Origin of the sequence: Vibrio cortegadensis, from assembly GCF_024347395.1 — a bacterium.
Lineage (GTDB): Bacteria > Pseudomonadota > Gammaproteobacteria > Enterobacterales > Vibrionaceae > Vibrio > Vibrio cortegadensis.
Map to the genome: position 1 here is coordinate 2,405,332 of NZ_AP025472.1, position 26,875 is coordinate 2,432,206.

At 39.7% G+C, this 26,875-nt stretch carries 24 protein-coding genes and 1 pseudogene; 15 read left to right on the forward strand and 10 right to left on the reverse strand.

Going from position 1 to position 26,875, the window contains the following annotated elements; all coding sequences use genetic code 11:
* Window positions 1–15: 15 nt before the first annotated feature.
* On the reverse strand, window positions 16–1,719 hold the full coding sequence (locus tag OCV39_RS11350) for a type I restriction-modification system subunit M (RefSeq protein WP_261888485.1): 1,704 nt from the start codon (window positions 1,717–1,719) through the stop codon (window positions 16–18).
* 110 nt (window positions 1,720–1,829) lie between these two features.
* On the opposite strand from OCV39_RS11350, the gene OCV39_RS11355 reads away from it, so the two are divergent.
* From OCV39_RS11355 to OCV39_RS11385, 7 genes are all read left to right on the forward strand, one after another.
* Window positions 1,830–2,390 carry a tyrosine-type recombinase/integrase gene (locus OCV39_RS11355; protein ID WP_261888486.1) on the forward strand — a complete coding sequence of 187 codons (561 nt, stop codon included), beginning with the start codon at window positions 1,830–1,832 and terminating at the stop codon, window positions 2,388–2,390.
* A gap of 9 nt (window positions 2,391–2,399) precedes the next feature.
* Window positions 2,400–2,573 carry a hypothetical protein gene (locus OCV39_RS11360; protein WP_261888487.1) on the forward strand — a complete coding sequence of 58 codons (174 nt, stop codon included), beginning with the start codon at window positions 2,400–2,402 and terminating at the stop codon, window positions 2,571–2,573.
* On the forward strand, window positions 2,566–3,165 hold the full coding sequence (locus tag OCV39_RS11365) for a hypothetical protein (RefSeq protein WP_261888488.1): 600 nt from the start codon (window positions 2,566–2,568) through the stop codon (window positions 3,163–3,165). The genes OCV39_RS11360 and OCV39_RS11365 overlap by 8 nt, the downstream gene beginning before the upstream one ends.
* Before the next feature lie 31 nt (window positions 3,166–3,196).
* A complete protein-coding gene (locus OCV39_RS11370; protein WP_261888489.1) occupies window positions 3,197–4,549 on the forward strand; it encodes a KAP family P-loop NTPase fold protein in 1,353 nt (450 codons plus the stop codon).
* 133 nt (window positions 4,550–4,682) lie between these two features.
* Window positions 4,683–6,350, forward strand: coding sequence for a DUF4145 domain-containing protein (locus OCV39_RS11375; RefSeq protein ID WP_261888490.1), 1,668 nt, complete (start codon window positions 4,683–4,685; stop codon window positions 6,348–6,350).
* 158 nt (window positions 6,351–6,508) lie between these two features.
* Window positions 6,509–7,111 carry a hypothetical protein gene (locus tag OCV39_RS11380; protein WP_261888491.1) on the forward strand — a complete coding sequence of 201 codons (603 nt, stop codon included), beginning with the start codon at window positions 6,509–6,511 and terminating at the stop codon, window positions 7,109–7,111.
* Window positions 7,112–7,270: 159 nt separating this feature from the next.
* Window positions 7,271–7,690, forward strand: a complete 420-nt coding sequence (locus tag OCV39_RS11385; protein WP_261888492.1) for a hypothetical protein — start codon at window positions 7,271–7,273, stop codon at window positions 7,688–7,690.
* 192 nt (window positions 7,691–7,882) lie between these two features.
* On the opposite strand, the gene OCV39_RS11390 is transcribed toward OCV39_RS11385, so the two are convergent.
* From OCV39_RS11390 to OCV39_RS11400, 3 genes are all read right to left on the reverse strand, one after another.
* Window positions 7,883–8,851 (reverse strand): hypothetical protein, encoded by a 969-nt coding sequence (locus tag OCV39_RS11390; protein WP_261888493.1) that lies wholly within the window; start codon window positions 8,849–8,851, stop codon window positions 7,883–7,885.
* Between the two features lie 127 nt (window positions 8,852–8,978).
* Entirely contained in the window at window positions 8,979–9,620 is a 642-nt protein-coding gene (locus OCV39_RS11395; RefSeq protein WP_261888494.1) for a peptidase M15, read from the reverse strand.
* A 342-nt stretch (window positions 9,621–9,962) separates the two neighbouring features.
* Window positions 9,963–10,190, reverse strand: a complete 228-nt coding sequence (locus tag OCV39_RS11400) for a hypothetical protein (protein ID WP_261888495.1) — start codon at window positions 10,188–10,190, stop codon at window positions 9,963–9,965.
* A gap of 774 nt (window positions 10,191–10,964) precedes the next feature.
* Here OCV39_RS11400 and OCV39_RS11405 point away from each other — a divergent pair.
* Window positions 10,965–11,633 carry a hypothetical protein gene (locus tag OCV39_RS11405; RefSeq protein ID WP_261888496.1) on the forward strand — a complete coding sequence of 223 codons (669 nt, stop codon included), beginning with the start codon at window positions 10,965–10,967 and terminating at the stop codon, window positions 11,631–11,633.
* A 306-nt stretch (window positions 11,634–11,939) separates the two neighbouring features.
* A complete protein-coding gene (locus tag OCV39_RS11410) occupies window positions 11,940–12,731 on the forward strand; it encodes an integrase arm-type DNA-binding domain-containing protein (protein ID WP_315973048.1) in 792 nt (263 codons plus the stop codon).
* Here the strand turns inward: OCV39_RS11410 and OCV39_RS11415 are convergent.
* Window positions 12,673–13,130: pseudogene (locus OCV39_RS11415) on the reverse strand (transposase); the annotation flags it as partial. The gene OCV39_RS11410 and the pseudogene OCV39_RS11415 sit on opposite strands and share 59 nt — an antisense overlap.
* 33 nt (window positions 13,131–13,163) lie before the next feature.
* The gene (locus tag OCV39_RS11420; RefSeq protein ID WP_240697194.1) at window positions 13,164–13,304 is read right to left on the reverse strand and encodes a hypothetical protein; all 141 of its coding nucleotides are present in this window, start codon (window positions 13,302–13,304) and stop codon (window positions 13,164–13,166) included.
* Between the two features lie 187 nt (window positions 13,305–13,491).
* Here OCV39_RS11420 and hipB point away from each other — a divergent pair, with 187 nt between their 5' ends.
* Window positions 13,492–13,740, forward strand: coding sequence for a type II toxin-antitoxin system antitoxin HipB (gene hipB, locus OCV39_RS11425; RefSeq protein WP_261888497.1), 249 nt, complete (start codon window positions 13,492–13,494; stop codon window positions 13,738–13,740).
* Window positions 13,740–15,056, forward strand: a complete 1,317-nt coding sequence (locus OCV39_RS11430; protein WP_136996125.1) for a type II toxin-antitoxin system HipA family toxin — start codon at window positions 13,740–13,742, stop codon at window positions 15,054–15,056. Before hipB ends, OCV39_RS11430 begins: the two co-directional genes overlap by 1 nt.
* A gap of 201 nt (window positions 15,057–15,257) precedes the next feature.
* Here OCV39_RS11430 and OCV39_RS11435 read toward each other — a convergent pair whose 3' ends face one another.
* Window positions 15,258–15,809, reverse strand: a complete 552-nt coding sequence (locus tag OCV39_RS11435; RefSeq protein ID WP_261888498.1) for a prepilin-type N-terminal cleavage/methylation domain-containing protein — start codon at window positions 15,807–15,809, stop codon at window positions 15,258–15,260.
* Window positions 15,810–16,105: 296 nt separating this feature from the next.
* Between OCV39_RS11435 and OCV39_RS11440 the strand changes: the two genes are divergently transcribed.
* From OCV39_RS11440 to OCV39_RS11450, 3 genes are all read left to right on the forward strand, one after another.
* Window positions 16,106–16,537: a YccF domain-containing protein gene (locus tag OCV39_RS11440; RefSeq protein ID WP_113796548.1), complete on the forward strand. Its 432-nt coding sequence runs from the start codon at window positions 16,106–16,108 to the stop codon at window positions 16,535–16,537.
* A 251-nt stretch (window positions 16,538–16,788) separates the two neighbouring features.
* A complete protein-coding gene (locus OCV39_RS11445) occupies window positions 16,789–18,810 on the forward strand; it encodes an alpha-amylase family glycosyl hydrolase (protein ID WP_390903219.1) in 2,022 nt (673 codons plus the stop codon).
* A 335-nt stretch (window positions 18,811–19,145) separates the two neighbouring features.
* Window positions 19,146–20,771, forward strand: a complete 1,626-nt coding sequence (locus tag OCV39_RS11450) for an endonuclease (protein WP_261888499.1) — start codon at window positions 19,146–19,148, stop codon at window positions 20,769–20,771.
* Window positions 20,772–20,925: 154 nt separating this feature from the next.
* Here the strand turns inward: OCV39_RS11450 and OCV39_RS21185 are convergent, their stop codons facing one another.
* Both OCV39_RS21185 and OCV39_RS11460 read right to left on the reverse strand, forming a co-directional pair.
* Window positions 20,926–23,091 (reverse strand): HD domain-containing phosphohydrolase, encoded by a 2,166-nt coding sequence (locus OCV39_RS21185; protein WP_390903221.1) that lies wholly within the window; start codon window positions 23,089–23,091, stop codon window positions 20,926–20,928.
* Complete coding sequence (locus tag OCV39_RS11460; RefSeq protein WP_261888500.1) at window positions 23,088–23,849, reverse strand: substrate-binding periplasmic protein; 762 nt, start codon at window positions 23,847–23,849, stop codon at window positions 23,088–23,090. The genes OCV39_RS21185 and OCV39_RS11460 overlap by 4 nt, the downstream gene beginning before the upstream one ends.
* Window positions 23,850–24,241: 392 nt before the next feature.
* Here OCV39_RS11460 and OCV39_RS11465 point away from each other — a divergent pair, with 392 nt between their 5' ends.
* Window positions 24,242–25,750: a sensor domain-containing diguanylate cyclase gene (locus OCV39_RS11465; RefSeq protein ID WP_261888501.1), complete on the forward strand. Its 1,509-nt coding sequence runs from the start codon at window positions 24,242–24,244 to the stop codon at window positions 25,748–25,750.
* Between the two features lie 48 nt (window positions 25,751–25,798).
* Here the strand turns inward: OCV39_RS11465 and OCV39_RS11470 are convergent, their stop codons facing one another.
* Complete coding sequence (locus OCV39_RS11470) at window positions 25,799–26,707, reverse strand: LysR substrate-binding domain-containing protein (protein ID WP_261889512.1); 909 nt, start codon at window positions 26,705–26,707, stop codon at window positions 25,799–25,801.
* Between the last annotated feature and the right edge of the window lie 168 nt (window positions 26,708–26,875).

Sequence of the window (26,875 nt, forward strand, 5' to 3'; positions counted from 1 at the left end):
GTAAATTCAGGCCAATTACAACTCATAACCTAACCCCGCTAGGTTCTTCTTGATCTCAGCTTCTAGCGTTGCCGACTTTGCAAACTGCTCACCTAACTTCGAAGTCAGTGTTGCCATTTTCTCAGCAAAAAGAACACCGTCATCCTCTTCTTCAGCAGCACCAACGTAGCGACCCGGAGTCAGAACAAAATCGTGCTTAGTGATTTCTTCTAGCATTGCTGACTTACAGAAACCTGCTTGATCTTCATAACCAACGCCATTAACTTCTTCACCTGTTTTCCAAGCATGGAAGAGGTCTGCGACTTTCTTAATGTCATCGAAGTTAAAGTCACGAAGTACACGGTCTTTCATGTAGCCAAGGTTACGCGCATCAATAAATAACACTTCACCTTTACGACCGCGTAGTTTACGCCCTGCCTTATCAACGCGAGGATTCTTGTTCTTAGTTAAGAACCAGATACAAGCAGGGATTTGTGTGTTGGTAAACAGTTGGCCGGGAAGCGCCACCATACATTCAATCAAGTCATTCTCGATTAACGCCTGACGAATAGTACCTTCGTTGTTGGTCGTTGAACTCATCGAACCATTTGCCAACAGAAGCGCCTGAGAGCCTTCAGGAGCAAGGTGATGAAGCATGTGCTGCATCCATGCGAAGTTAGCGTTACCTGATGGCGGTTGGCCGTATTTGAAGCGAGGATCGTTATCATCTACGCCAGTGTTCCACTCTTTCATGTTGAATGGAGGGTTAGCCATGATGAAGTCAGCACGTAAATCTGGATGCTGTACATTGGTGTAGGTACTTGCAGGCTCTTTACCGAAGTCGTAATCAAGACCACGAATCGCCATGTTCATCGCTGCTAATTGCCACGTTGTATGGTTGTATTCTTGACCGTAGATAGAGATCTTCTGCTTCTGAGTAAGGGCATCAACCTTCTTCTCGTTTGCATGACGCTCGATGAATTTCTCTGATTGAACGAAGAAACCACCAGAACCCATTGCAGGGTCATACACACGACCTTCAAACGGTTCAATCATTTCAACGATCAGCGTTACGATAGAGGCTGGCGTGTAGAACTGACCGCCTTTTTTACCTTCGGCAAGCGCAAACTGACCCAGCATATATTCGTATACATGACCTAGGATATCTTTACTGTTTAGATCGGCATGAACAAACGGAATAGTGGCAATCAGGTTGATAAGTTCGTTAAGCTTGGCTTGGTCAATCTGCATGCCCGAATAGGACTTATTAAGTACGCCTTTCAGTTTCGGGTTATCACGCTCGATGCCTTCAAGTGCGTTATCAATTAGGTGCCCAACAGAAGTGATTTTTTTCGTTTTACCGTCAACATCTAACTCAGCACCACCAATAACCAGCGGGCCATTGTTTTGCAGAAACTGCCAACGGGATTCAATTGGCAGCCAGAACACATTTTTCTCTGTGTAGAAGTCACGTTGCTCAAGCTCAATCTTGATTTCTTCTGCTAGTTCTTCTTCAGAGTAATCGGCAGGATCTAAATAGTATTCGTGCTCAGGGTTAGCAATATCAGCTTTAATCTCATCCTGACGCAACTTAAATGCATCAGAGACGTATTTAACGAAGATTAGACCTAACACTGCGTGTTTGTACTGCGCTGCGTCTAGCGTTGAACGTAGCTTGTCTGCGGCGTTCCAAAGCTTACCTTCAAGCTCTTTCAAATACTGTTGTTCTGTTTGATTCATTAGAAGTTTTCTTGTTATAGAAATATTCCGTCAATCATACCACTGGATACAGCATTGTCTTTGATTTCTGCCTTACTTAAAGAGCATTTTTATGAAGTAAGGAGCACATTATGGAAGCTTGGAATAAAGGAAAGCGTGTAGGTCAGAAGAAAGCCTTCAAGCTAGAGGACATTTGGCGCATCCGTATTCGACTTGAATTGGAAGAACGCTTGTTTGAGTTGGCACTGTTCAATCTAGCCATCGACTGTAAGTTGAGATCCTGTGATTTACGCAACTTGAAAGTTCAAGATGTCAGCCGCAGCGGCTGCGTTATGTCGAGAACCATAGTGAAACAGCAGAAGACTCAGCAAACTTTGTCACAATGGATCATTCAAAACTCATTACAGCCAACAGACTATTTATTCCCAAGCCCACGCCGTGAAGGGCAGCCCATCTCATACCATTACTACACAACCATGGTTAATCGATGGGTTACTGATATAGGACTCGATAAAACGCAATACGGCACACATTCACTGCGCCGCACCAAAGCTTCTTTGATCTACGCTAAAACCAAGAATCTTAGGGCTATTCAATTACTTCTTGGTCATGCTAAGTTAGAAAGCACGGTTGAATACCTTGGCGTCGAGATTGAAGATGCACTAAGGATTTCAGAGAGTTGTGAGACGTGAGGAGCCGTTATGCAATGCCCCGAATGTGAGAATCACTTTGGCTGGGACTGGATTGAAGACGAATGCATTGAACCAAACGAAGAGTTTGATTGCCCAAGCTGTGGTGTGATGCTGCGTTACATCATTGATGAGGGGACGTACTACGGTGCGCAACATAAGACCGTTGAGGTTGTAGATGAATAATTCACTATCTGATAAAGAGCTATTCGTTGAGTGTCCTCAATGTAAAAAGGCTATCAAACAGAAAAACCTTAAACGCCACCTTAGAAAAATACATGGCGAAAAAATAGCGCCTATTCAACTAACATCCTCGTCAGAAACTCCGAGTACCAGCAGAACAACATCTAGATCAGAGCGTTTAAACGCTCTGTTTTCAAAGATAAATCAGGGGCAATATGATAACCAAGACAGTCTAGTTAGGCTCATGAAAAATGCTGAAACTAAAGGCGAAAAAACAATACTAAAAGCAGTGCAACAGCGTTTACGGAAAGTGTTTCCCAAGCTTTATCGTCGATATGTAGGCCCATTAACACTGCGAGACCCATTAGGTAGTAAAAATTGTTACTGCGCCAAACCTACATCACTTCATAATATTGCACACGACATTTTAAGTATGACCATTCCCACGGAAGCACTACAGTGCGACCTTTGTTGGGACGAAGACATTTCAGTTGCATGGGGTGTATATGGGCCTTTTGGAGCAAAAGTGATTGATAAACACACATGGGCGGCTACTTGCTATGAGCGTGGTGATGTGAAGTACGCTACTCATTAAGAATATAATTTATAAGGCTTAATTGAAACCAATGAACAATATAACCTTTACTGACCGTGATGAGTTCAAACGAGAAACTGTCGCTGAAAAAGTAGCTCTATTGCTTGAGTCTTCGATAGATATTTCTCCAATGGTCGTTGATGGTGGATGGGGAACCGGAAAAACAGAGTTTTGCCATAAACTAATCAACTTAATGAAAGGCAAAGATTCGCATCATTTGATTTACGTTGATGCATTTCAGGCTGATCATGCCAACGAACCTTTGCTAACAATACTAGCTGAAATTTTGAAGGTTCTACCTGAAGGTGAGCAACGAGAAAGCTTCGTTCAAAAAGTCTTACCAACAGTTAGGTATGGTCTAAAAACTTTAGCAAAAGCAGGTGTTGCTCATGTTTTAAAACAAGATACAGAAACTGTCCTTGATGGATTTGATAAAGAGATCCAGAAAGTAGCAGACAAAGCGATAGATTCGTCAGTAGAGTCGCTGTTAAAAGATCATATAAAGGCTAATGAAAGCCTAGAAGCTCTGCAAAAAATGATGGCTGATATTACGGAAGAAAAGCCTATTGTAGTATTCATCGATGAACTAGACCGATGTCGACCTGACTTTGCGGTGAATATACTCGAAGTAATTAAGCACACATTCCCTGTTTCTGGTGTTCAGTTTGTCCTAGTGACCAACACAAACCAACTAAAAGCCTCTATTAATCATCGATATGGTGACAGTGTTAACGCTCAACAATATCTTGATAAATTCCTCAAGTTTACTTTCGTACTACCGAACTCCTTTTCAAATCATAGCGGTCTAGAAAAGTCTCTAGCTTCTGTTTTCCACTATCAAAACCTAGTTAACCAAAGCCCCCTTTTGGAATCTCTTAATTTGGCAGAAAATGCCGAGTTTGCTTTAGTAAGGCATGTCATAAGTGAGCATCACCTTTCATTGCGTGAAGTGGAAACACTGGTCAGGTGCATAGAGGTATACCAACAACTCTCAAATGGGCAAGCTCTAGCTAATGGCGTTGTATTCGGATACCGACTACTTAGGCTGTTTGGAGTCATGCTATTTTGCTTTAATAAACAGATAGCTAGCTCGCTTGCTCGTTCAAGAGCTGATGCAAAACAGCTTGCTGAATTCTTTGGTGAACATCAAATAGTTCCCATCCAAGAAGGGTCACTTGATGCCGAACACCATCAAGTAGTCCTTACAATGATCGCGCAAGAATGCTTGTACAGCTCAGACCTGTTTGAGCCTAGTGATGATCATCATGACTCAGAATGGCAACACTTAATCGAAGCCTACTTCCGTCGAGCAGGCTTTCCTCCTAGAAAAGGAGAGCGTACAAAAATCGTAGTGGAAGCAATTCAAATCCTCAATCTAATGTAAATCATATAAAGCTTGGCGATTTAGGCTAATTCCTAAGTCGCTTTTGTCCCGGAGCAAGAAGAAGGTATTATTTTGATGATTCTTTTATGTTCAAACAGATGAAAAAGATTTTTAGCCAGAGGAATTGAACAACTTGAAAACTCTAGATGACATCGAACTCATCAAGGACTTCGATGAAGTGATGGGACAGGAATATGAACGAGCGAAATGTCTTTATAAATCTGCACCAATCCAAACACTGATTATCCTCCGCTCACTGGCAACAAGTATAACTACCTTGATGTTATCCGAGGTTGGTGAAGAGAAACGCGATTCTGATCTATATGATCTAGTAGAGAAACTCCATTCAACAAAACTTATAAACAAAGATATAATTAAATACCTACATCAAATCCGCTTAGAAGGAAACAAAGCTGCCCACCCAGAGCAATTCTCATTAAAAGAAACGGATTTCAGAGAGTTAGCTAGAAATACGCTATTAGTGTTATGTGATACTGTCGATCTTATACGAACCTCATTTCAAGGGCTTCAGCCTACTCAATACGAATTTATCGAGTCTAATGAAACCGAATTAGAGAATTTAACCTACAAAGCTTTGTTCAAAAATGATTCGCAAGCGAAGTATGATGTTGCGATAGCTTTAATACAACAGCGTAATCAGAGGTGGGAACAGACATTCAACAATACAACTAACCAAAGCTATGTCTATTTTTCTGAAGAAGATGGTGATGAACTAAGAAATGCCCTGCATTTCTTGGAGTCTACCTCGAACTGGGCACATTCTGATAGTCGGTTCACTCTTGGGCTCACATATATTAAAGGGTTAGGATGTGAAGTTAATATGCACAAAGGTATTAGCCACCTAAGCTTCGCGGCATACTCGGATCACGATGAAGCCAAAGCATATTATGGTTATTTTCTACTTGAACTAGATGACAAAGATGAGGAAGATATCCGAGAAGCGCTGAGGTTTTTAGATGAATCAGCTCAAAAACGCCACCCTTTAGCTTTGAATACCCTAAGTAAAGTCTATGCCGATGGAAAGCTCGTCAAGAAAGATCTTTTACGATCAATGGAGCTACTAACAGAAGCGGCAAATTCAGGTTACCCAGAATCACAATATAAATTAGCTGAATTTTATCTTAGAGAAGGTGAGTTCGATAACTATTGGGTATATATTGAACAGTCACTGTCAAATGGTTATGTACCAGCATTGCTTAGCGCGGGAAGAACTTTAGTCCGTCAACCACATAACAAAGAACAACTAGTTGAAGCTCTTTCATGTTACAGCAGATATGTTGAAATAAGTAATGATCCAGTTGCTAGATATGAGTTCGGATTACTAATTCTCAAACATGCCGGAGAAAATCCGATTGAAATCAAGAAAGGTCTTGGGGAGTTTATAGCTAGCTATCGGAGCTCAGATTGTCCCATCAAAATCAGAAAAGAAATAGAAAACCTTACTCCAAAGCACTTAAGGGCTCTAGATCGGTTATTTGCAAAAATGTCTCTTACCAAGAAGGAAGAAGATGATTGGACGGCTTTCTATTGCAATTTTGATTCTAAAGGATGCCCTTTTGATTCTCAGAAAAGCATGCTTGACTCTATTTCAGCTTTATCCAATAGCCTACAAACCTCTTCAGCTCAAGATATAAAAAACAATGTAAAGTCAAGATTTTACATGCCAAGTAGAGTTAATACGTCTTCAACTAGAAACCTTACACATCAGAAAATAGGACGAAACGACGTGTGTCCCCTATGCAACTCGGGAAAGAAATATAAGCATTGTTGTGACAGGTAGTTCTCCAATTACATTCTCCCCGCTCCTATTTGGTAATAAATTGGGACAGAAGTCATTTAGAATTATCACTCAATCTCGCTTTTGTCCCAAAAAGTGACAAATGGTACGCTTAGCGTTGATGCTACTTCTAGTGATGTAATACATAAAGTTAAATGGAAATGATAGAACAACACAATAAATATAGCTGGCACAATATCCAGCATTTAGCAGAAGAATACTTCCAATTTTGGAGCACTAAAGAAGATCTTCGTTGGTGTCGCCAAGCGTGGGCTCATTTACATGAAGTAAACTTTTTCGATGAGCTTCCTTATCCAGAAAATCACACATACAAAGCTATAGTTCCTTTCCTAGCATTAATTTATCAACATTTTTCTTTCGATGGAGCTTGGGATGAACATCCTCTTTTTACTAAATTAAGCAAAGAAAAACTGACGAAAATGCTTTGTACTCTCCCCTTAAATAGTGAAGAGTTATTCAATGATCTTGCCGAAGAGTTAAAAAGTCATCTAGACAGTTTGGCTCCCGAATTATGGCTGAGTTATGAAGAAGGCAGCGGGGAAAAAGTATATACTCAACGTTCACGAGCAAACAGGTACGAATTCCTATTAAAATGTACCAACGATCTCTACCTTTGCCCCAACTTTCATGATGTCTACCTTTCAATGTGTGGTTACAAAGGACGCTCTGGAAAGCTAAGTTTCGCTGCTATCTCTGAAATATTTAATCTAGAAGGGCTTATCGTTCCACTTCAACCAGACTAGCCTAAATCAGGTCACTTAAATCTACCTCGCTTTTTCCCTATAGGCCGCTAGTTGGTGTAACAACTTAGTGTCTAGCCATTTGGGGATTACAGACATTCAATCAACACTCACTACAATAAACTTCAATGAGGTACTTTTACAAAAGATATGAAAAAATTAATGAACAAAAATTCGGCAAGTTTAATTACCATTACAGTATGTCTAAGTGCGTCAGTAGACGCAAATGATTGGTTGGACTATTCAAGTAAATTACGAGAAAAAAGTCCCACTGAAATTTTGAGTATTGCTTCCAAGTGTTCGGCTTCCTTGCTTTACCTTACAAACACCGAAAACAGAGAACGTTATGGGAAATACATGATTGAGTATGATAATGTTAGTGAAAATTTGGTAGAGCATGAACTTGCAATGGCACTTCATTATGTAGCAAATATTAATAGAATAGGAGGTATTCCATTCGTAATTGATGTAGAAACAGCGTACCGTTCTTTAGAATCGATGAATCAAGGTTATAGTATCGCAGTTCAAATGGTTAAGTACCACCACTGCAAAAAGTATCCGATATTTATAAAAAACCTTTAATTAAAATTAGTTGTCTTCGGCATTTGAAATTTAAGTACTAGTTATAATCTGGCGGAATTTTGTTTGTTGAGTTAGTTCCCTCTTGTACTGTATTAGATCGTGTTGAAGCCAATATTTGATGAAGAAAAACGTTTTAGATTAATAAACTTAAGGCGTTTATCTGAAGAACATTAGAAAGGGGCATGAATAACTTTAGTTCGGTAATTTAGAACGCAACTCAACTTCTGACAATTCACCATATTTATCTAAAGTCGCCATCAACTCATCAGAGAGAGGCAAATCATATCCCACACGAGGACTCTCAACATATCTATCGTATCGATCTCGAAACCCTCTTAATGAGTTTGCTGAGCATCCTATTAGATCCGCCAAGCTTTGAATTGCTCCAGTTTGGTTCCCAAAACCTAAAAGATTAAAGTGACCAAATTTTGCCAAATAAAGCGCCGAGACTAATAGGTCTTTCCTATTAATTTCAGGTGTAGGCACGGTCAGACGCAAAGCATCTTTCTTAGGCACGCATACTTCTGGGTGATTTCTTTGTTGTTGAAGATTGAGGAAAGGTTCTATTAGTTGCCAACTACGCAAAAACAATTCAGATGTATCTGCTACACCGTTACCCAATGACAGTAGTGGTTCCACCAATTCCGATTTAAAGTCGGATTTTGTGAGAATTATTTCAAAGTTAATCTTTTTATCGTTAGCTGAAATTTCTTGAAGTTTATCCTTCACTCCCTCAAGTTCAGAACAAGTGCTCGGATTAGTAAATGGTGAAACAAAATAGATAGAAGATGCATGCTCAGGGAAGTAGCGCTTCGCAATTAATGCTGATCTAACTAGCTTTTTATAGACCCTCATTGCCGTTGTTACTTTATCGCCGTAATTCAGCCCACCAAGGTGAAAAGCTACATCTATGAAATATAGTCGGTTATCGTAAAATGAAAGTCCCAGTACATCGACCTCTGCTTGACGCAACAATTGCTCGTAACTGTTTTTACCAAACGCCTCCGGCCAAAGTTCTTGAGCTGTATCGAATAGTTCAGTTATTCCATCAGACTTTGGCAACCATTCGGGAGATGGTTTCCAGTTTAACTCAGCAAATTCACAGCCACGAACATGCCTTAACCAAGAGCGCAAAAGAGATTCTGCTATTTCAATCTTCACAATACTTACTTCCCTCTAACTCACCTGCTTACTGATAATCTTCATACAGGAGTATAGCAAGCCTCAATGGGCTTCTTTGAACTCCCAAAGCCGCCAACCAAGAAAACTGAGGTATCACGTAGCCTGCTCATTTTGTTGTCAAAGCCAGCTCTTCTAGGAGTTTGGTGTACTCATCAGCGTGACCGCCTTTGAAGTTTGCCATTGTCGGTTTAGTAAGAACTCCCCGAGACCCTGTAATGTGACTTTTTATTACTTTCTTTGGCCTTTCACTCCAAGTTAGATTGAAGGCAGCTAACTTAGGAAAGAAATACATTTCTGAGTATTCTGGTATATTGTCATGAATCCACCAAGCTAATGCTTGCCAGTGGTTGGTCCGTTCGTAGTATGGGATAAACGAGTTCACTACGATACAAGCGGTAGCCCCTAAACAACCATCTTTATCCCGGTAATCCCAGATATGCTTTCCATAGTTCCTATCATTACTGGCACAATTGTATTGGTTGCCATTTTCCGCCCCCTTAGCATTAACTAAAGGGGAGCGATAACCAGAGCGTATCGAAACACGCCCAAATACTCTTTCAATAGGCTCAAGTAATTGAGAACATAAGTGCGTTCCTGCTTTAATTGCAACACCTGGATGGTCGGGTATGTTTGGGATGCTCTCTATCTGAGAAATTTCAGAATATAAAAAGTCTCGCATAAAGTAGTTTTTTGAAAGTTGAACCCGCCCCAGATCTTCTAGCTTTTTGACTGACGTTGGTGATTTCATTACTGCCCCCCTAAAAATCTGAGTTTAGACTCATACAAAGGCAAAGACCAATATAAGATTAGGCTTTATCCAAGCCGTGGGGGTAGGCTTTCTAAGTCGCTTCTGTCCCAAAGCTAGGTAATCACATTCCTAAATTTGGCGTCAGAACACGCCTCAGGGCAAACCTTGTTAGCAATTTATCAAGATTAGCCACCGACGGATTACTTTTAGGATTGAAAAGTCACTTCGTAAGGTGTCCAAAATCAACAACACAGATCGGGTATTTAAGCCCCTATAACTTTGAACAACAAAATATCATTTAACTCATTGTCCAGTCCTGCTGGAGGAAATCAGTTATATAATTTACTTTTTCTGCTGCTTTGTCTCTTGACGTACTAAATCAAAGCCATGCTCAATCCCACTCTTAAATTCCCTTTCAAAAGATTCAGCTGTACCAACTAGCTTTGCAACTACAATCCCGATTTCATTAGATAGATCACATAACTCCAAATCCCGTATCGGTAGTGATTCCACCTCCGACGATAGAATTCTTAGAAATTCATCAAAATTCACTACTGGTTCTGTATTCATGGTAATTCTCACGTCTGTAATCTTGTTAGTAGCTTACATGCTGGAGGATAGCTTGAGCAAATGATGACTTAATGAAGAAGCATTCAATGAAGTGTGAAATTGAAATGTGGCACTAACGTTTCTTCTAAGTCGCTTTTTGTCCCAAAAGCAACTTACCCAACATAAAAATAACTCTATCGAAATAACTCAAAACTATCACATCAATATAATGGGCTATGATTTGACAGTTCAATTTCACACATAAAATATCGACATTAGTTATTCTCTGCACTGCTGGTGGCTGACCACCAGCAGCTTTGATAATTACTTTTATTTAGGTGAAGGCTTCCAATTACAAATTTTTGAAAAAACCTTTCAAGCTTCCTCATTTCTTTATGTAACCACTCTAGTAGTTTCTCTTCCTTTGATAACGCCAACGAGAGAACTATGGGTATGTCATTAACGTTACCTACTGGATGATATATGAGGAAATTTTGTAGGAAGATGTACGCTATCGTATCGGTACGAGCAAATATTAAAATGACTTTTCCGGGGGACGTGGCTGGTGGGGTAATGACAAAAAGCTACAGATGCAGATGAAATAGCCTTTCTGTTTAATTTGACAAACCGTGGTATGAACATTAAGTTCATACAAGGCTCTGGGAGAGTCTGTCGACCATCGCTAAAGACAAGCTATATGCATCCCTTCAAATAACATCTAATTTTTGTATCTAGCCTTTGTGCTTTTTCATTACCTCTTGCGATGGTGTGGTTTTCTAATATGAGAGAAAACAAATGCAAGTAAATGGATACTTACAACCAATATCCCCCTTTATCCAAGAGCCAGCAACTAAACAAGAGTTCAACCGACTTCTCGACAGTTGCTCTAAAACGCTATTTCAAAATTCAAACCACAATTACATAGATGCAGAGCTATATAAGCTACAAAATAGAAAATACTCATCTTTAACTGTGTATCAAAAAGTACTAATAGAGTCATTATTACGTTCAAATGACCAAGTTGATTTCCGACCAGAGGTTTTACAAACAGATCTTGTCAGTCAGCTTCAACAAGCAAAGAGAGCCCGACTAGATTACTTTCAAATTCACGCCTTTCGACTAAACCTATCAATTTTCTTTCAAATTTTTAAAGGCAACCTCTTCATATATGATATTGCAGATACTTCAGAGAAAGGGCTGAAATCCATATCAGAGGTATATAATATTAAAGCGTTAGATTCTCTAGTCATGCGTAGACAACTGAATTGCGCTCAACTAATTAGAGCAGACAAATTTGATAGCAAACTTAATCAACTCGTAAAGCATATTTGGAAGGCTGGGTTTACCTTTTTTCACTTCTCATTCAGCGATGAATCAATGAATAACTTAAGCCAAAAACTGATGGAGCACCCAGACTATGTTGATCGAGATCCCATGTTTGGAATCTGCTTTGAAAAGCAGTAATAAGCGATTTTAGTACCAAGATAAGTACCAAGAATAAAACTCAAACCAAACAAAAGGACTATTAAACAAATAGTTAAATAACAAATTCAGATGCCGCCAGCCCACCAAACGTTTGGAAAAGGTCACCTTCGGGTGGCCTTTTTTGTATCCAAAAAGCCAAAACACTCCATATTAAACAACTACTTAGTTACTAGTCTTTTCTCAAGGCGTCTCATATTGTCTCAGAACTTCTCACATTTTTTGTACCCAATTTATTACCCTATACTGAACTCCATAAACTCATTGGGTAAGAATATGGAGTCGAGAATGTCTAGGTCTACAACGCAGCTAACAGATAAAGAAGTCCGGAATGCCAAGCTAAAAGATGGTGAGTATATACTGTCTGATGGAGATGGCTTGCAGCTTCGAGTTCTTAAAAATGGAACCAAGTCATGGAGACTCGTATACAAAAATCCAGAAACAAGAAAATCAGCAAGTTTAAGCCTTGGCACATACCCTTCATTATCAATAGCCAATGCTAGAAAGCTAACTAGAGAGCAACGAGAATTAATTGCACAAGGCATTGATCCAAAAGCTCATAAACTGAAGATACAGAGCGAATACATAGCGATAAACCAGAATTCTTTACTTAATGTCAGCAGAGAATGGTTTGATATTAAAAAAACAGAAATTACACATGACTATGCCAACGATATCTGGCGTTCATTGGAGCTCCATGTTTTTCCTTACTTAAAAAACCATCCCGTCTCAACGTTAACGGCTCCAACTGTAATAGATGTACTCAAACCACTTGAAGCAAAAGGTTCATTGGAGACTTTAAAAAGAGTTTCCCAGCGTTTGAATGAGATCATGACGTTTTCAGTCAATTGTGGTAAAGCTCAATCCAACCCACTCCAAGGAATAAAATCAGCATTTAAGAAGCCTAAGAAAGAAAACATGAAGTCTCTGAAACCAGAAGAACTTCCAGATTTGATGAACGCTATTGCAAACGCAAGTATAAAACGAACAACTAGATGTTTAATTGAGTTTCAGCTACACAATCAAAGACTTCACGAACTTTGCTATCAAGCTGCTTTCGGTTTTCGTTGCGTTGGGTGACTTTATGCCGATTATCAACCCAATAATAAAACCCACTTCGAGAAACCCCAAACACCTTAGCCATACGGACAATCCTATACTGCATCAGGTGTTCGAGCATAAACTCATAGCAATCTACTTTAGATTTTTCGCGAAGTAGGTGGCGGCCTTTTTTACGATATCTAGCTCTTCAGCTTGCTCAGCCAATAACCGTTTGAGTTTGGCATTTTCAGTGGCGAGCTCCCTTTCTCTATCGCTGATTTTCGCATCTATTTTGACGGCTTTACGCCACCCATAAATTTGAGATTCATACAACGATAGCTGTCGTGCGGCAGCAGCGACACCGACTTTTTCTGCTAACTTAAGTGCTTCGGCTTTAAATTCAGGAGCATGTTTGATTCGTGTTTTCTTAGTTGTCATTGTTCACCTCGTTAGTGATTGTACTCACTTAACTCAGTGTCCAAAACTTCTGGTGCGGATCATTTGCTCTGGATTCACAGGACTAGACAGTAACTCATTTCGTCTTTTCTCAAGCTGAGATAGCTCGGATTTCAACTGTTCAATTCTTTGATTTACTGACTCAATCTCATCCATGCTAAATATCACCCTGTAATATAGATAAGTCAAAGCTAAGGCTTTGACCCCTCTACTTTATCCCCTAAAAGGTATATACCTTGCATTATCCCCTTAAAGGTATAATACTGCGTATATCCCTTTGTCGGGATAGTATAGCCCATACCCTCTAGTGCGGATAAAACTTCATTGTAAGGAGTGACAACTTGTGATTTATAGCCCACAACAATTAGCCAATACCTTACTGCTCATACGCCAAAAAAATAAGTGGACTCAATCTGAACTGGCAAAAAAAGTAGGGATAAAACAAGCAACCATTTCGAACTTTGAAAATAGACCAGAAAAGGCAACTATTTCAACAATGTTCAAGCTCATTCAAGCATTAGAACTCACTCTTAAAATCGAAACAAAAGATGCAAAAAACAGTCAAAATACTGTTGATGAGGAAGATTGGTAATGCAGCAACTTAATGCCTATATGAATGGTGAGTTAGTCGGTACCCTAATAAAACAAAACAATGGCTCTCATGAATTTCAATATAATGAGTCTTGGCTAAGTAACGACAAATCTCGCCCATTATCTTTATCTCTTAAACTACAAGTACCTACGATAACTTCTGATGCCGTTATCAACTACTTCGACAACCTACTACCAGACAATATTGCTATACGTAATAGGATTGTTGCTCGCTATCAAACAGCTTCAAACCAGCCTTTTGATCTTCTAAAGGAAATTGGTAAAGACAGCGTAGGTGCCATTGCTCTGCTCCAACCAAATCAACCATATATCGAGAACAAACTATCATACGAACTTCTTGATGAATCTCGGCTTGAAAAAATCTTAGCTGCCCATCATTCCGATATTCCATTAGGTATGATTAAGGAAGAAGATGACTTCCGAATATCTGTTGCTGGCGCTCAAGAAAAAACCGCATTACTAAGGTTGAATGAAACTTGGTGTTTGCCCAAAGGGAACACACCTACAAGCCATATCATTAAACTGCCTATTGGTGAAATTAAACAGCCCACCTCTATTTTAGATCTGACTGAAAGTGTCGAGAATGAGTTCATCTGTATTGAGTTAGCTAGAGAGCTGGGGTTTGATGTTCCGAAAGTTGAGATCATCACAACCCATAATTATAAAGCCATTGCTGTTGAGCGCTTTGATAGACGTTGGATTAAGGATCGTACGCAACTATTGCGCCTTCCTCAGGAAGATATCTGTCAAGCTAAAGGGATCCCTTCATCTATAAAGTACGAAATTGATGGGGGACCAGGAATAGCCGATATTATGAAGCTACTTGAAGGCTCATCAAATGCACTGGAAGACAGATATAACTTCATGAAGTTTCAAGTTTTCCAATGGGCTATAGGCGCTATTGATGGGCATGCAAAGAACTATTCAATATTTATTGAAAAGCAAGGTAGTTATCGTTTAACGCCTTTTTATGACATTTTGTCGGCTTACCCTATCACAGGAAAAAAAGGGCTGAACATCAGAAAGTTAAAGTTAGCAATGGGGTTAAAAGCAAGCCGTGGTAAGAAATACCAGATAAGCAAGATCTACTCTCGCCACTTTCTTGATACCGCCAATTCAGTTGGCTTTAATTCTGATAGCATGCAAAGCATATTGGATGACATGCAAACTGAATTACCTAAAGCAATTGAGCGCCTCGCTGCCCGCTTACCTGAAGGTTTCCCAAAACACATAACCGAAGCTATCTTTGATAACTCTATTGCTATGCTTAACAAATTAAATTTGAGCAAGAACTAGATCGAGAAGATAGAGCTTGATGTGCTTTATTGAGCACTCAGATCAAAGATCATATAGAGCACACAAAAACAAGAATTGGTATTAATCTAAAACTGAGCTAACCAATAATAGAAGGCAGAAGAACTCGTGCTAGGTCACTACAATCCTATATAACGAAGTGTAAGCCACACTTTAGATACCTCAAAGCCTCATGGGTGCAACCTAACACCCATCAGTAAGCGTCGAGACCTCTCTAAATACAATACTGCTTCCGTCTTGCTGGAAAACATAAAACGCGAGGCATTTATCTGCAACGGTTTTTCCTCTTGGGATAAAAAACATCCCCCAACCAGGGTAGCCAGGTAAGACACGACTCGCAGGCGTTTGATCGACAACACAGATAGAGGCTTCAGTGCAAGGCGTTGTAAGCGATGCTGGGGTGTAATAACCATTACCTAAATAAGCAATATCACTATTCATCAGTGACGCGATATTATTATCCCAAAGCTCTTGCGGTGTGCCGAAGTACGTATTGATGTTTACGCCACCAACATCAACAGCAACATTACCTTCATGCTCTTTCCCTTGCACGATTGCACTGTAATTAACTTGTTCTACCACCACTCTGAAGCTGGACGCAATACCATCCATGACCGCTTCTGTCGCATCACTTTTTATATTCAGAAAACGAGGGGCAGCAACCACAGCTAAAACCGCGACAATAACAATCACGACAACCATTTCTATTAGTGTAAATCCTTTTTGATTACTCATTGTTATTACTCAACTTGCAGCTAGGCGGGATATTATTGTATAAAAACCAAACTCTATGTGAAGTTATTATAAAGTTCTATAGTGACACACGCATATTTGGGCTTCGCTTATCAATTTCTGTCCAAATCCACAATTTTCTGTGATTTAGAGGGAATCATAAGTACGTCTAGCAATAAATGAGTGCCACTTTAAAGCAATCTTTTGCCCCTATTCATGCTAGGTTAAGCAAATAAGCCCATAATTAAGCTTCTACTAACGTTAGTCTCCATAAACTGGCATTTAAACAAGGTAATAAAATGAGAACTCTTGGTAACATTATTTGGTTTCTTTTTGGTGGCATTATCATGGGCCTAATGTGGTGGTTCTTCGGTCTGCTCGCTTTCATTAGTATCATCGGTATTCCATGGGGTCGAGCTTGCTTTGTGATGGGGAATTTTTCTTTCTTCCCATTTGGCAAAGAGGCAATTTCCCGGGATGAACTGTTCAATGAAATGGATATTGGGACAAGCCCACTCGGCGTGATCGGCAATGTCATTTGGTTTTTATTCGCGGGCATATGGCTAGCGATAGGCCATATTTGTTCTGCCGTGGCGTGTTTTATTACGATTATAGGTATTCCATTTGCTATACAGCACTTGAAATTAGCCGTGATTTCACTGGCTCCTATCGGTAAGACTGTCGTCACGAAAGAAGAAGCGGCGGTCGCTCGCTATTCAATCAAGCGTTAAGTTTATCTTCGAAAAATATCCCCTTTTCTTCTCTTGATACGGGGATATATAAAATTTATTTTTCACTCATATTCCATAATCCCCTCTTAAAATGTGATCGCTATTTTGTATAAAAAGCCATCAACACCTACCAAGCGTGAGCTTGATCTCTCAGCCTTTCTTCTACTCCTAACATGCTTATTTTAAGGGTGATTTCACAATCTATTGATTAATTGATAATCAAGATAAATATATATAATAAGGAACATAACGTGAAACACTCTGCTACCACACTCACTTTAGCGGTTGCTGCTGCGTTACTTGCAGGATGCAGCTCTTCTTCGAAAACTGAACCTCAACCAACAGTGCCAAAATACAGCTGTGAAATGTCTCAAACTAGCCAAACTGATGATCTGCGTATCTATCAAGTGATGGTGGAAAGCTTTGTTAATGGCGATGAAAGCATCGGCCATGGTACAGGGTATGGAACAAGCCACCATATGGGTGATATTCAAGGCGTCATCGACTCGTTAGATTATATTCAGTCACTTGGCATGAATGGCTTATGGCTCACACCTATGTTTAATTCTGTTCCCGTTGGCGGACAGGAACATTGGGCTGACCGCTTAGACGCCACTGGGTATTTTGCGACCAACTACTTTGAAATAGACCCGCGTTTCGGGACACTTGAAGATGCGAAGCTGTTAGTTGATGAAGCACATGCTCGTGGTATGTATGTCTTCTTCGATGGTGTCTTTGGTCATCACAAAGGCAATGTTGTTCCATCACCAACCGGTAAGATGCCTGCGGGCGCAGATAACCCAGTTGACTACCCTGAGAGCCTCCCTTTTTATCAAGAAGTTGCTGAGTACTGGGTAAAAGAGCTAAAAATTGATGGCTGGCGATTAGATCAAGCTTACCAAGTACCAAAAGATGCATGGGTAGAGATCCGCAAAACCGTAGATCAAGCATCAAAGCAAGTAACCTATCTTAACGACAAAGGTGAGTCAGTTAATCCACTTGGCTATATGGTTGCTGAGATTTGGGCTGGCGAGAACCGCATCATAGAAACAGGTTATGGCACGAAACAAAACCCTGCGCTATGCTCCGCTTTTGATTTCCCTGTTCGCTACCGTTTAGTGGAAACTTTTGCGGTCAATGAAGCAGGTGTTGGTAATAAAGGTGGGGAATGGCTAGCGGAAGGGATGAATTTACACTCTCTATACCCACCACATGCTAAGCCTAACCTAATGATTGGTAACCATGATCTCGTTCGTTTTGGTGACTTATTGCAGCGTGGTGGCATTGCACAACCACAAGATGCTGAATATTGGTTGAGACATAAAGCCGCCTTCTCTTTCCAAGCCGCTTATACAGGCCCAATTACGCTTTACTACGGTGATGAAATTGGCGATCAAGTCGATAACTTTGCCGCTAAAGTCGAAAAAGATTGTGCCATCAAAGGGATTTGTGATGATCACGTCGCTCGTTCAAGCGCAAAAATTGAAGGCATCACTGCCACTCTAAATACAAATGAAACCGATTTGAAACAGTACGTGGCTGACTTAATGAAACTTCGTAGTGAGCACCCTGCACTGTCGAAAGGCGAGCGTATCAATGTCATGGCCGATAAAATCGCTTATGTCGATCACAAGCAGACAGAGCAAGAAGCACTGCTTTATGCTGTCAACCTAACGCCAGATGATCAAGCCATCACTCTCAGCAAAGAAAAGATAGGTTCTGAAGGTTATCTATCAGATTTACAAACACAGGAAACGTTCAGCGCACAAGGGAATGATTACACCATTTCACTATCACCATTTGAGGCTCGATTTATTAAGATTGAGCAGCCATCAAAAGCAGGCCCAGCCGTTGCGGCTGCCGCAGTGAGCGACGGTATTGGCCAAGGATTCATGGCTCAATGTGATAACCCGACGCTCGATGAGAAAGGCCCAATCCCGAAAAAAATCTATGTGGTCGGTGACTTCTCTGACTCGGCATGGCAACACAAAGATCACCGCAAATTTGAATACAAAGGTGATGGGGTTTACCAAGTCGTAACCAATGAGAAACCAGGTAGCTACCGCATGCAATACGCAGCGAAAACATGGCACCCACAATTTACTGCGACAGGACTGAGCTTAAAACTAGGTAAAGAAAATCCATTGAAATTTGGTGGTTACGGTAAAGATACTGCGGTTACGATTATGGATGAAGGACAGTATGTTTGGAGCCTTAAATTTGATAAAACGGGTTTACCACTCAAAATCATGGCATCAAAATGTGCTGAATAGTGACCAGTTTTCCGTTACTCGCTTTTATGTTGCGAGCTACTAGATAGCTCGCTTTCAAATAGCAAATGATCATAGTCCACATTGGGGATGCAGTGCTGAGATTTTCAAACTATATGAAGATCATTAACCAGCAAGCATTCCCTTTTTTTATCTATTCTGCATATCAACAACTTGCACACCAACTCATAACAACAGCAAATGCGATTTGGAATTAACATCACACTTATCAATAAAAGTAATCTTACATATAGCTTCTTTTGAGACGTACATCCACTTTAACCTGTTGGTTAATTCTTATGCTTAATTGATTTTTATGTCATTAAACAGAAGGTTATATGTTAAATAGAATAATTACACTAAGTACCCTCGCCCTTCTTTGCACTCCCAACGCCTATGCGCAGATAACGAATGGAGACTTTGAACAGTGGAATGGTAACACCCCGAGCAACTGGACCACGATTGATAGCGGCATCTCAGTATCTCCGACATCAGCTCAAGTAAAAACAGGAGGATTGGCCGCAAAAATTGATGTGAATACTGGTACACAAGGCAGTACTGATTTTTTACAAACCGTTACTGTCGAGCAAGGGAAAACGTACGATTTCTCCGTTGCGCTGTACCATACCGAAGGCAAGGTAAAAGCCCGCCTATACGTCGATGGCTATCAGGGCTATTCAAATAACGGTCAAACCAATCAATGGCAAGATCTTAGCTTTAGCTATACCGCAACTGCGAATAAAGACATTAATGTTGGTTTAAGGTTCTACGATGTCACTGGATTTGATGGTTCTGAAACGGTGTATGTAGACAATTTCAGACCAATGGATTCTGTCACACCACCGCCACCAAGCTGTACAGATACCAGCACCACCTTAACTCTAGTGACCGATGATTACGCTGTAGAAACAAGCTGGACACTTAAAAATGCCAGCAATCAAACCCTTTTTTCCGGCACAGGTTACAGCAATAACACAACAAACAATAAAGAGATGTGTCTAAGCGATGGCGATTACCAGTTCGAAATTAAAGATTCTTATGGCGATGGTATTTGTTGTAGCACAGGCAACGGTTCGTACACATTAACTGCGAATGGAAAAATCCTCGCCTCTGGTGGTGACTTCCAATCGAACCAAGTTACCAGCTTCACACTGGGTGATACCACGACGACACCTCCTACCGAGCCACCAGTCTTGGGCGATTACTACAAAGCCGCTGAAGGTAAAACAGGCTTTAGTTTAAAAACCTCGTTGTATCAAATTATCGACAATCACAATAGCCAAGGCTACACGGCGATTTGGGCACTCACGAAAGTGGCAGACATCGATAATTATTTTGAGAAAGATGGATCCATTCTAGACATGTATTCAGAGAAACCTTCTGGCAGCGATAGCGTGCGATTTACTAAAGTGACCAATCAATGCGGTCAATATAGTAAAGAAGGCGATTGTTATAACCGTGAGCACTCTTTCCCTAAAAGCTGGTTTGGTGGCAAGGTAGAGCCAATGAATTCTGATGGTCACCATTTATTTGCAACTGATGGCTACGTGAATTCTAAACGCAGCAACTGGCCATTTGGCGAAGTGGGCAGCGCAACTTATACATCAAGTAATGGGTCAAAAGTCGGTTCATCAGCTTCTAATTTAGGTTATTCCGGTACCGTTTTCGAACCAATTGATGAGTTTAAAGGTGACTTTGCTCGTGCCTATTTCTATATGGCAACACGTTATGAGAATGAAATTGCAAATTGGGAAGGAAATTCAACCAGCTCAAATGCCGTATTAAATGGAACGAACACCACGGTATTTGAACCTTGGCTACTGGCAATGTTGAAACGCTGGCACCAAAATGATCCCGTGAGTCAAAAAGAGATTGATCGTAACCAAGCAGTCCAAGATTTCCAAGGTAACCGCAACCCATTCATTGATCATCCAGAGTTTGTTTCAGCTATTTGGGGGGACTAACTTTCTAACATTAAAACTCATTAGATTCGCTATTTTGAGTACCTCCTTCGTCATTTAAGTATAATCTGAAATTTAGATAACAACTTTAAATGTACGAAGGAGATACCGCTACATACAATATAATGACAACCAAAAGTAGCGTTCACAATTTATATTAAGCATCGTGATACTTATTTTTAATCGCTTTAAATTCAACTAAAGAGTGCTTAAACACTTCTACTAATTTAGGGTCAAAATGCTTCCCTGATTCCGAAATAATAAGGTGAATAGCATCCTCAATTGGCCACGCTTTTTTGTATGAACGTTCACTGGTTAACGCATCAAAAACATCTGCAACGGCAACGATCCTAGCTGAAATAGGTATATCCTCACCTTTAGTTCCATATGGGTATCCCGTACCATCCCATTTTTCATGATGGTACAACGAAATTTCACGAGCCATTTTTAACAAACCAAAAGAGTGCTCCCCAATAATATCGGCACCGAATTCAGGGTGTTTCTTCATAATATCCCACTCTTCACTTGAGAGTTTTCCTGGTTTATGAAGAATTGCGTCGGGAACACCAATCTTCCCAATATCATGCATAGGTGACGCATTAAAAATACTCATTTGTAAATGCTCAGGCAGTCCATACTTTTCAGCAAGCACTCGAGAATAGTGGCTCATTCTAACAATATGTAGCGCTGTTTCATTGTCTTTAAATTCAGCGGCATGCCCTAATCGCCGTATAACTTCTTGCCGGGAGTCTTTTAATTTCTGATTTGATTTACTACCCGCATATAATGTAAACATCATAGATGGAACCGTAAATAAGGCCATCGATAAGATAATAAGCATAATGCTATTTCTAAATCGAACGTAATCTAAAAGAACCTCATCCTCATCAATCTTAATCAACATACCTGCATTAACATATGGGTTCCAAAACACCATGGAGTAAACATTTTTAGATCGGTAATCGACAAATTTATAGAGATGGCTTGATGCACGGTTAGTATCGTAAGCTCGTTTACTCTTTCTAACCGCGTCAATAGTACCAGTGCTATCTCTATCGCTTAAAGTAACCGAAGTTGACTTATTTAGTGGTGGAAAACGATGACTAGATAGCTGATTTGCATTTTCATCATAGGCTATCATTTCTCCGGTTTTAGCAAACTGATACACGGCTAACTTGTCGAAGTAAGTACTACTATTATCCATCTCAATAATGACGACAGCTGTTATCTTTTTGGTCTCAACATCACGATATGGCATAGCAAAAAACAGGACAAACTTCTCAATACCACTTTCCGGATCAGCCACTTTTCTTGCTGGTAATATGCTTGATTCGCCATTGAGTGCTCGGATGAATGAACTTGTTTTCGACATATCAAGTTCAGCTAGAGGATAAGCATCACCATAAGAGTAAATGACATCTAAATCAGATGATATAATGGACTTCGCTCCCGCATATCCCATTCCAGCATAATGTTCAAAGATAGTCGTTAACGTATCGCGAGACGACTGAACAGCACTAGTATCAGCATATTGAATATTATCAATTATATATCTGACACTATCTTGTAGTGGCTTCTTATTTAGAATATGTCTAGTAACACTCGACTTTACATGTCCATCTAATACAAAAGACTCATTCAAAGATTTATTATACTGAACAAATGAATCCTCTAACCGAGTTTCAATTGATTGTTTATTATAAGTTAATAGTAACCAACTCCCTGCAAGGCTTAAAGTAATAAACGTTGACAATGCTCCCATTACTAAATAAGCAAATTTTTTTGTACCAAAAGCCAGGTATACTTTATTACTTCGATAATCACTGATTAATATTTTAAATATAAAGAAAAGAATAACGGTAAGTAGTAAAAATACAATTAACAGTAAGCCTAGATTTGAAACGGTACCGTCTATTTCTGCTAGTGTTTTTGGGGCTTCACTATAGACAGTGACAGAACCGATCAAATGCCCATTAAACACAATATTAGATTCACCAACATCATATCTAGAAAAATCATCTGGAATCGCTTCGCCTAGGACCGTTTCACCATCATTGATAAAATATAAAAAGAGTTCTCTTGATGTGGCTATATCAACTACCTTTACGGCTTTAACGCTGTCATTTTGAGATAGAATAGCAAGGATAGTACGCTTTAGTTGAGTTTCATCCATATTATAAACAAGCCCTGAGGTAATCTCTGATAGCTCATTAGCCACTCGTAATGCATTGCTGTCTTTGGTATTTGAAACTGGAGATGCAAGACTAAGCGAAGACATTAGTGCAACCATGAATATAGCAACACTCTGGATTAAAACGTTCATTGGCTACCCTTTGTATAGCTATCGATTATAGCTTGCAGCTTTCCGCTCTTTTTCATACTAGCTATCGCATTGTTAATTGCTTCTAAATAAAGCTTTCGGTCTCGGTGTAATCTAATTCTTAACTGGTAAGTTGCAACAGGTTTTGTCATCTCAAGCCCGTATTGCTTTATTTTTTTACTGATAACATCGATAGGGAATATCGCATAATCACAGCGACCAAATTCAACTAGCTTTAGTAATTGATTTTCACGGACTACATTAGGCTTTACCTTTGATGTACCGTGACTTTTTTCAGCATTAGGTTCTTGATTAAAAAGATCAAATCCAAGCAAAGTACATAACTGCAACGACTTAAAATCATCAACAGAGGGAGGTAAAATGAACGCTTTAGGGTTATACACGATAACTTCATCTGAACTAAGGATAACATCAGAATACAGACTTATGGATTCTTCTCCTTGCTCAGTTCTCCAGCTAGGATCAATTCCGGGTTCTATATCTAGGATCCCATGCTTCATATAGGCTCGAAGTCGTGCTTGAGGATAATATTTGAATTGAAAATTTATCCCTGTTTGAGCGCCAACTTCACGTAAAGCATCGACGTAAATACCGTGATCTGGTAGATCATCCGTTGCGGTCATAAAATAAGGTGCCCTTCCCCCTTCAATAAGCCCAACATCTAATGACACCGCATTGGCTAATGAAGAATAGAGAAAACCACAAACAGCACTCCACACCATACACTTGATGGCTTTCATTCTTCACCTTGTTGTTTTTTATTATGCTTCATGAACTATAACATTCATTCTATTTATCTACTGACATTAATAATTTTACTAAACTATCAAATAAAAAACAGACCGTATAGTGAATAATGTGCGCTATGTGAATGATAGACCCAGTTTAGTTTTGAATAAATTAAAACTAGTACATACAAATAATGTCAGATGATGTAATTAATATTTTCACTCCCACATCTTAATATTTTATAAAAATACAAATCTAGCAAAGCACTCTTGTAAAATGCGCATGTCAGGTTTTCTAATTTTTAAGAGCATGATCACTACTAAATTGTAACCTAATATGAAACTTATGAAATATTTGCTATTACTATTACTTAATTAATCTTATGCACCCTGATGAGCTGTAAATGAATCGACTAAAAATATTTCTGCCATCTCACGCTAAAAGTGTTCTGCTTGCTGTCGTTATAGTTACTATGGCTATTTTGTCTATCACTATATTTACCCAATCTAGTGCCAATAAAGCGTTATTCCAAGCGAGTATTGACACTGAACTCTCGATGCTCAAGGCTTTAGTCGAGCGAGATATTGAAAAAATTGGGTCTGTTGCTAATTTTTTTCATACCATGCCTGAAGATGAGTGGAACCGATTCGATTCATTTTCAGAGCAAGTTCTTGGACAAACTCAATCAATCATCGCTCTAGAGTGGTTTGAAAAATCCACCTCACGTAAATCCATAGAAAAAATTAACAAGCTCAAACTCATATCACCAGAATCAGAACCATTTACCTTTACTCAAAAGGGATTACCACTCGAGTTTGATAATATCTATATCATGACGGATATAACGCCGAGAACAAAAGAGAATATCAAACTTCTTGGCTTTTACGCTGACACGGAAGATTTCCAAGAAGTCGCTCGATATATTGAAACCACGAAACTTCCTGCTATATCCGAAAAGTTAGAGCTTTTTCAGAATGATAAAAGCCGACAAGGCGTTTTACTCTACTACCCAGTCTTCGACCCATCCGATAACCATATGATAGGTATCGTTGTGGGTGTTCTTGATATTGCAAAATATACTAAAAGTCTGCTGCTTCAAATCCAAACGACAAATGATATTTCAATTCGAATCAGCGAGATTAACCCAAATGGCTCAAGCTCAGAGTTTTTTACTAATAATATAGAACGAATACTAGATGACCTATATTACTTTGAAAGCATTAACATCTATAATCGAGTCTGGGGGTTTGAGTTAACAAAAGAGTTAAGTCTAACGCCAAGTCAGTGGATCACATTGCTCATTGAGCTATTTTTAAGCTTACTTCTAGCACTCTTTGCCTTCATGATCGTCAACATATTGGATGCCCGTAAGAAATATGTTGAAGAAGAGTTAGTTAAAAAAACTAAAGATTTAAATTACTTAGCAATGCATGATTCATTAACTAACCTCATGAACCGTAGAGCTTTTGATGTTCATCTCAAAGAGGTATTAGAAAGGAAATCTAGAGTATCTCTCGCCTTCATTGATCTCGATAATTTCAAATCAATTAATGATAACTACGGTCATAATGGGGGAGATGAAGCTCTGATCCACCTTGCTCGAATTTTGAAAACCTGTACTCGCTCATCTGATGTGTGCGCAAGGCTTGGTGGTGATGAATTTGCTATCACCATTGTGAATGCGGAAGAAAGTAAAGCGATAGAAGTCGCTAACCGATTATGCACCACTCTTGCGAATTCTCCTTTGCAATGGCACCACCAAGATATGCACGCCACCCTTAGTATTGGTATTTGCACGCATACAGGCGAAGGTGAAGATGAGTTTCGACACCGAGCCGATGTCGCTTTATATCAAGCCAAAGAAAGAGGCAAAAACCAAGTAGTTGTATATCGTGAACCCGTAAATAAGTAGACGTGATGGTTCAAAACCAGCTTGAAATTATGGCAAAGAGGCAGAGCTTCAGGACTCATTCTTAATTTGCACTCTCAACCATGCCGTGAATTTTTCAACAGCTGGTGATGTGGTATTGGATATTAGAAAATAACCGGCTCCTGCAGGTATGGGCTCAAAAGGTGTGACCAATCTTTTGGTTCGTAGCTCATCCTGAATTAATGCGGTACGAGCCATCGCAATTCCAACGCCAGCTTCCGCAGCCGACATCGCCATATCAGTTCGATTAAAGAAGTGGCCTTGATTAACTTTAATTTCAACGCCATAGATTGAAGCCCATGATTTCCACTCTAGATCTCTGCTCGCGTTGTCCCACGGCATCGCATCATGTAGCAATACAACTGAGTCGAAATCAGAATGCTGTAAACTCGTCGATTCTAACTGTGGATGTCCTTTTAAATATGATGGACTCATGACCGGCAGCAACTTCTCTTTCATCAGTAATTCAGGCTTCAATAACATTGAGTCAGCATGTTTATGAGTAAGTGGGCCATAATCGATCGCAAGATCATAGTCTTTTATCTCACTTTCAACCAACGCTCCTTCCGCAAATATTTGTATTTGAATATCTGGGTATTGCTTATGAAAATTTTCTAAACGTGGCACTAACCATTTAAAAGCGAAAGATGGAGTGAGCTTCAAACGGATCTCATTACTGTCCACTTCTGACGTCAATATCTTATCAATCACGCTATCAATATCTTCTAAACTGCTTTCAACGACATCAAGTAACTCTTTCCCCTCATCAGACAATTGAATACCTCTTGAGTGCCGATGAAATAAAGTGAAACCTAATTGATTTTCAAGCTGAATCAACTGCTGGCTTACCGCACCCGTCGTTACACATAACGCTTTTGCGGCACTGGTTAAGCTACGATGTTTGGCAGTTTCGACAAAAGTAATCAACCCACTTCCCATGCTACTTTTTACATGCTTCACAACCACCAGCCTTTAGAATTTCTATAAACAGGATTCAAATAATATCGATTGTTATAAAAATGTAAAGCACTCACTATTTCGCCAGTAACAAAGATTAAGAATTAGACACCTTCAGTCGACGATTCAATGCATAATGGGCAGGAATAA

What these genes read in the sequence shown, in the direction of transcription:
- OCV39_RS11370 (WP_261888489.1), top strand. Translation starts at nt 3,197, where the DNA reads ATGAACAATATAACCTTTACTGACCGTGATGAGTTCAAACGAGAAACT.
- OCV39_RS11435 (WP_261888498.1), bottom strand. Translation starts at nt 15,809, where the DNA reads ATGAGTAATCAAAAAGGATTTACACTAATAGAAATGGTTGTCGTGATT.
- OCV39_RS11395 (WP_261888494.1), bottom strand. Translation starts at nt 9,620, where the DNA reads ATGAAATCACCAACGTCAGTCAAAAAGCTAGAAGATCTGGGGCGGGTT.
- OCV39_RS11440 (WP_113796548.1), top strand. Translation starts at nt 16,106, where the DNA reads ATGAGAACTCTTGGTAACATTATTTGGTTTCTTTTTGGTGGCATTATC.
- OCV39_RS11365 (WP_261888488.1), top strand. Translation starts at nt 2,566, where the DNA reads ATGAATAATTCACTATCTGATAAAGAGCTATTCGTTGAGTGTCCTCAA.
- OCV39_RS11470 (WP_261889512.1), bottom strand. Translation starts at nt 26,707, where the DNA reads ATGGGAAGTGGGTTGATTACTTTTGTCGAAACTGCCAAACATCGTAGC.
- OCV39_RS11405 (WP_261888496.1), top strand. Translation starts at nt 10,965, where the DNA reads ATGCAAGTAAATGGATACTTACAACCAATATCCCCCTTTATCCAAGAG.
- OCV39_RS11460 (WP_261888500.1), bottom strand. Translation starts at nt 23,849, where the DNA reads ATGAAAGCCATCAAGTGTATGGTGTGGAGTGCTGTTTGTGGTTTTCTC.
- OCV39_RS11400 (WP_261888495.1), bottom strand. Translation starts at nt 10,190, where the DNA reads ATGAATACAGAACCAGTAGTGAATTTTGATGAATTTCTAAGAATTCTA.
- OCV39_RS11465 (WP_261888501.1), top strand. Translation starts at nt 24,242, where the DNA reads ATGAATCGACTAAAAATATTTCTGCCATCTCACGCTAAAAGTGTTCTG.
- OCV39_RS11350 (WP_261888485.1), bottom strand. Translation starts at nt 1,719, where the DNA reads ATGAATCAAACAGAACAACAGTATTTGAAAGAGCTTGAAGGTAAGCTT.
- OCV39_RS11385 (WP_261888492.1), top strand. Translation starts at nt 7,271, where the DNA reads ATGAACAAAAATTCGGCAAGTTTAATTACCATTACAGTATGTCTAAGT.
- OCV39_RS11420 (WP_240697194.1), bottom strand. Translation starts at nt 13,304, where the DNA reads ATGGATGAGATTGAGTCAGTAAATCAAAGAATTGAACAGTTGAAATCC.
- OCV39_RS11410 (WP_315973048.1), top strand. Translation starts at nt 11,940, where the DNA reads ATGTCTAGGTCTACAACGCAGCTAACAGATAAAGAAGTCCGGAATGCC.
- OCV39_RS11430 (WP_136996125.1), top strand. Translation starts at nt 13,740, where the DNA reads ATGCAGCAACTTAATGCCTATATGAATGGTGAGTTAGTCGGTACCCTA.
- OCV39_RS11355 (WP_261888486.1), top strand. Translation starts at nt 1,830, where the DNA reads ATGGAAGCTTGGAATAAAGGAAAGCGTGTAGGTCAGAAGAAAGCCTTC.
- OCV39_RS21185 (WP_390903221.1), bottom strand. Translation starts at nt 23,091, where the DNA reads ATGAACGTTTTAATCCAGAGTGTTGCTATATTCATGGTTGCACTAATG.
- OCV39_RS11450 (WP_261888499.1), top strand. Translation starts at nt 19,146, where the DNA reads ATGTTAAATAGAATAATTACACTAAGTACCCTCGCCCTTCTTTGCACT.
- OCV39_RS11380 (WP_261888491.1), top strand. Translation starts at nt 6,509, where the DNA reads ATGATAGAACAACACAATAAATATAGCTGGCACAATATCCAGCATTTA.
- OCV39_RS11360 (WP_261888487.1), top strand. Translation starts at nt 2,400, where the DNA reads ATGCAATGCCCCGAATGTGAGAATCACTTTGGCTGGGACTGGATTGAA.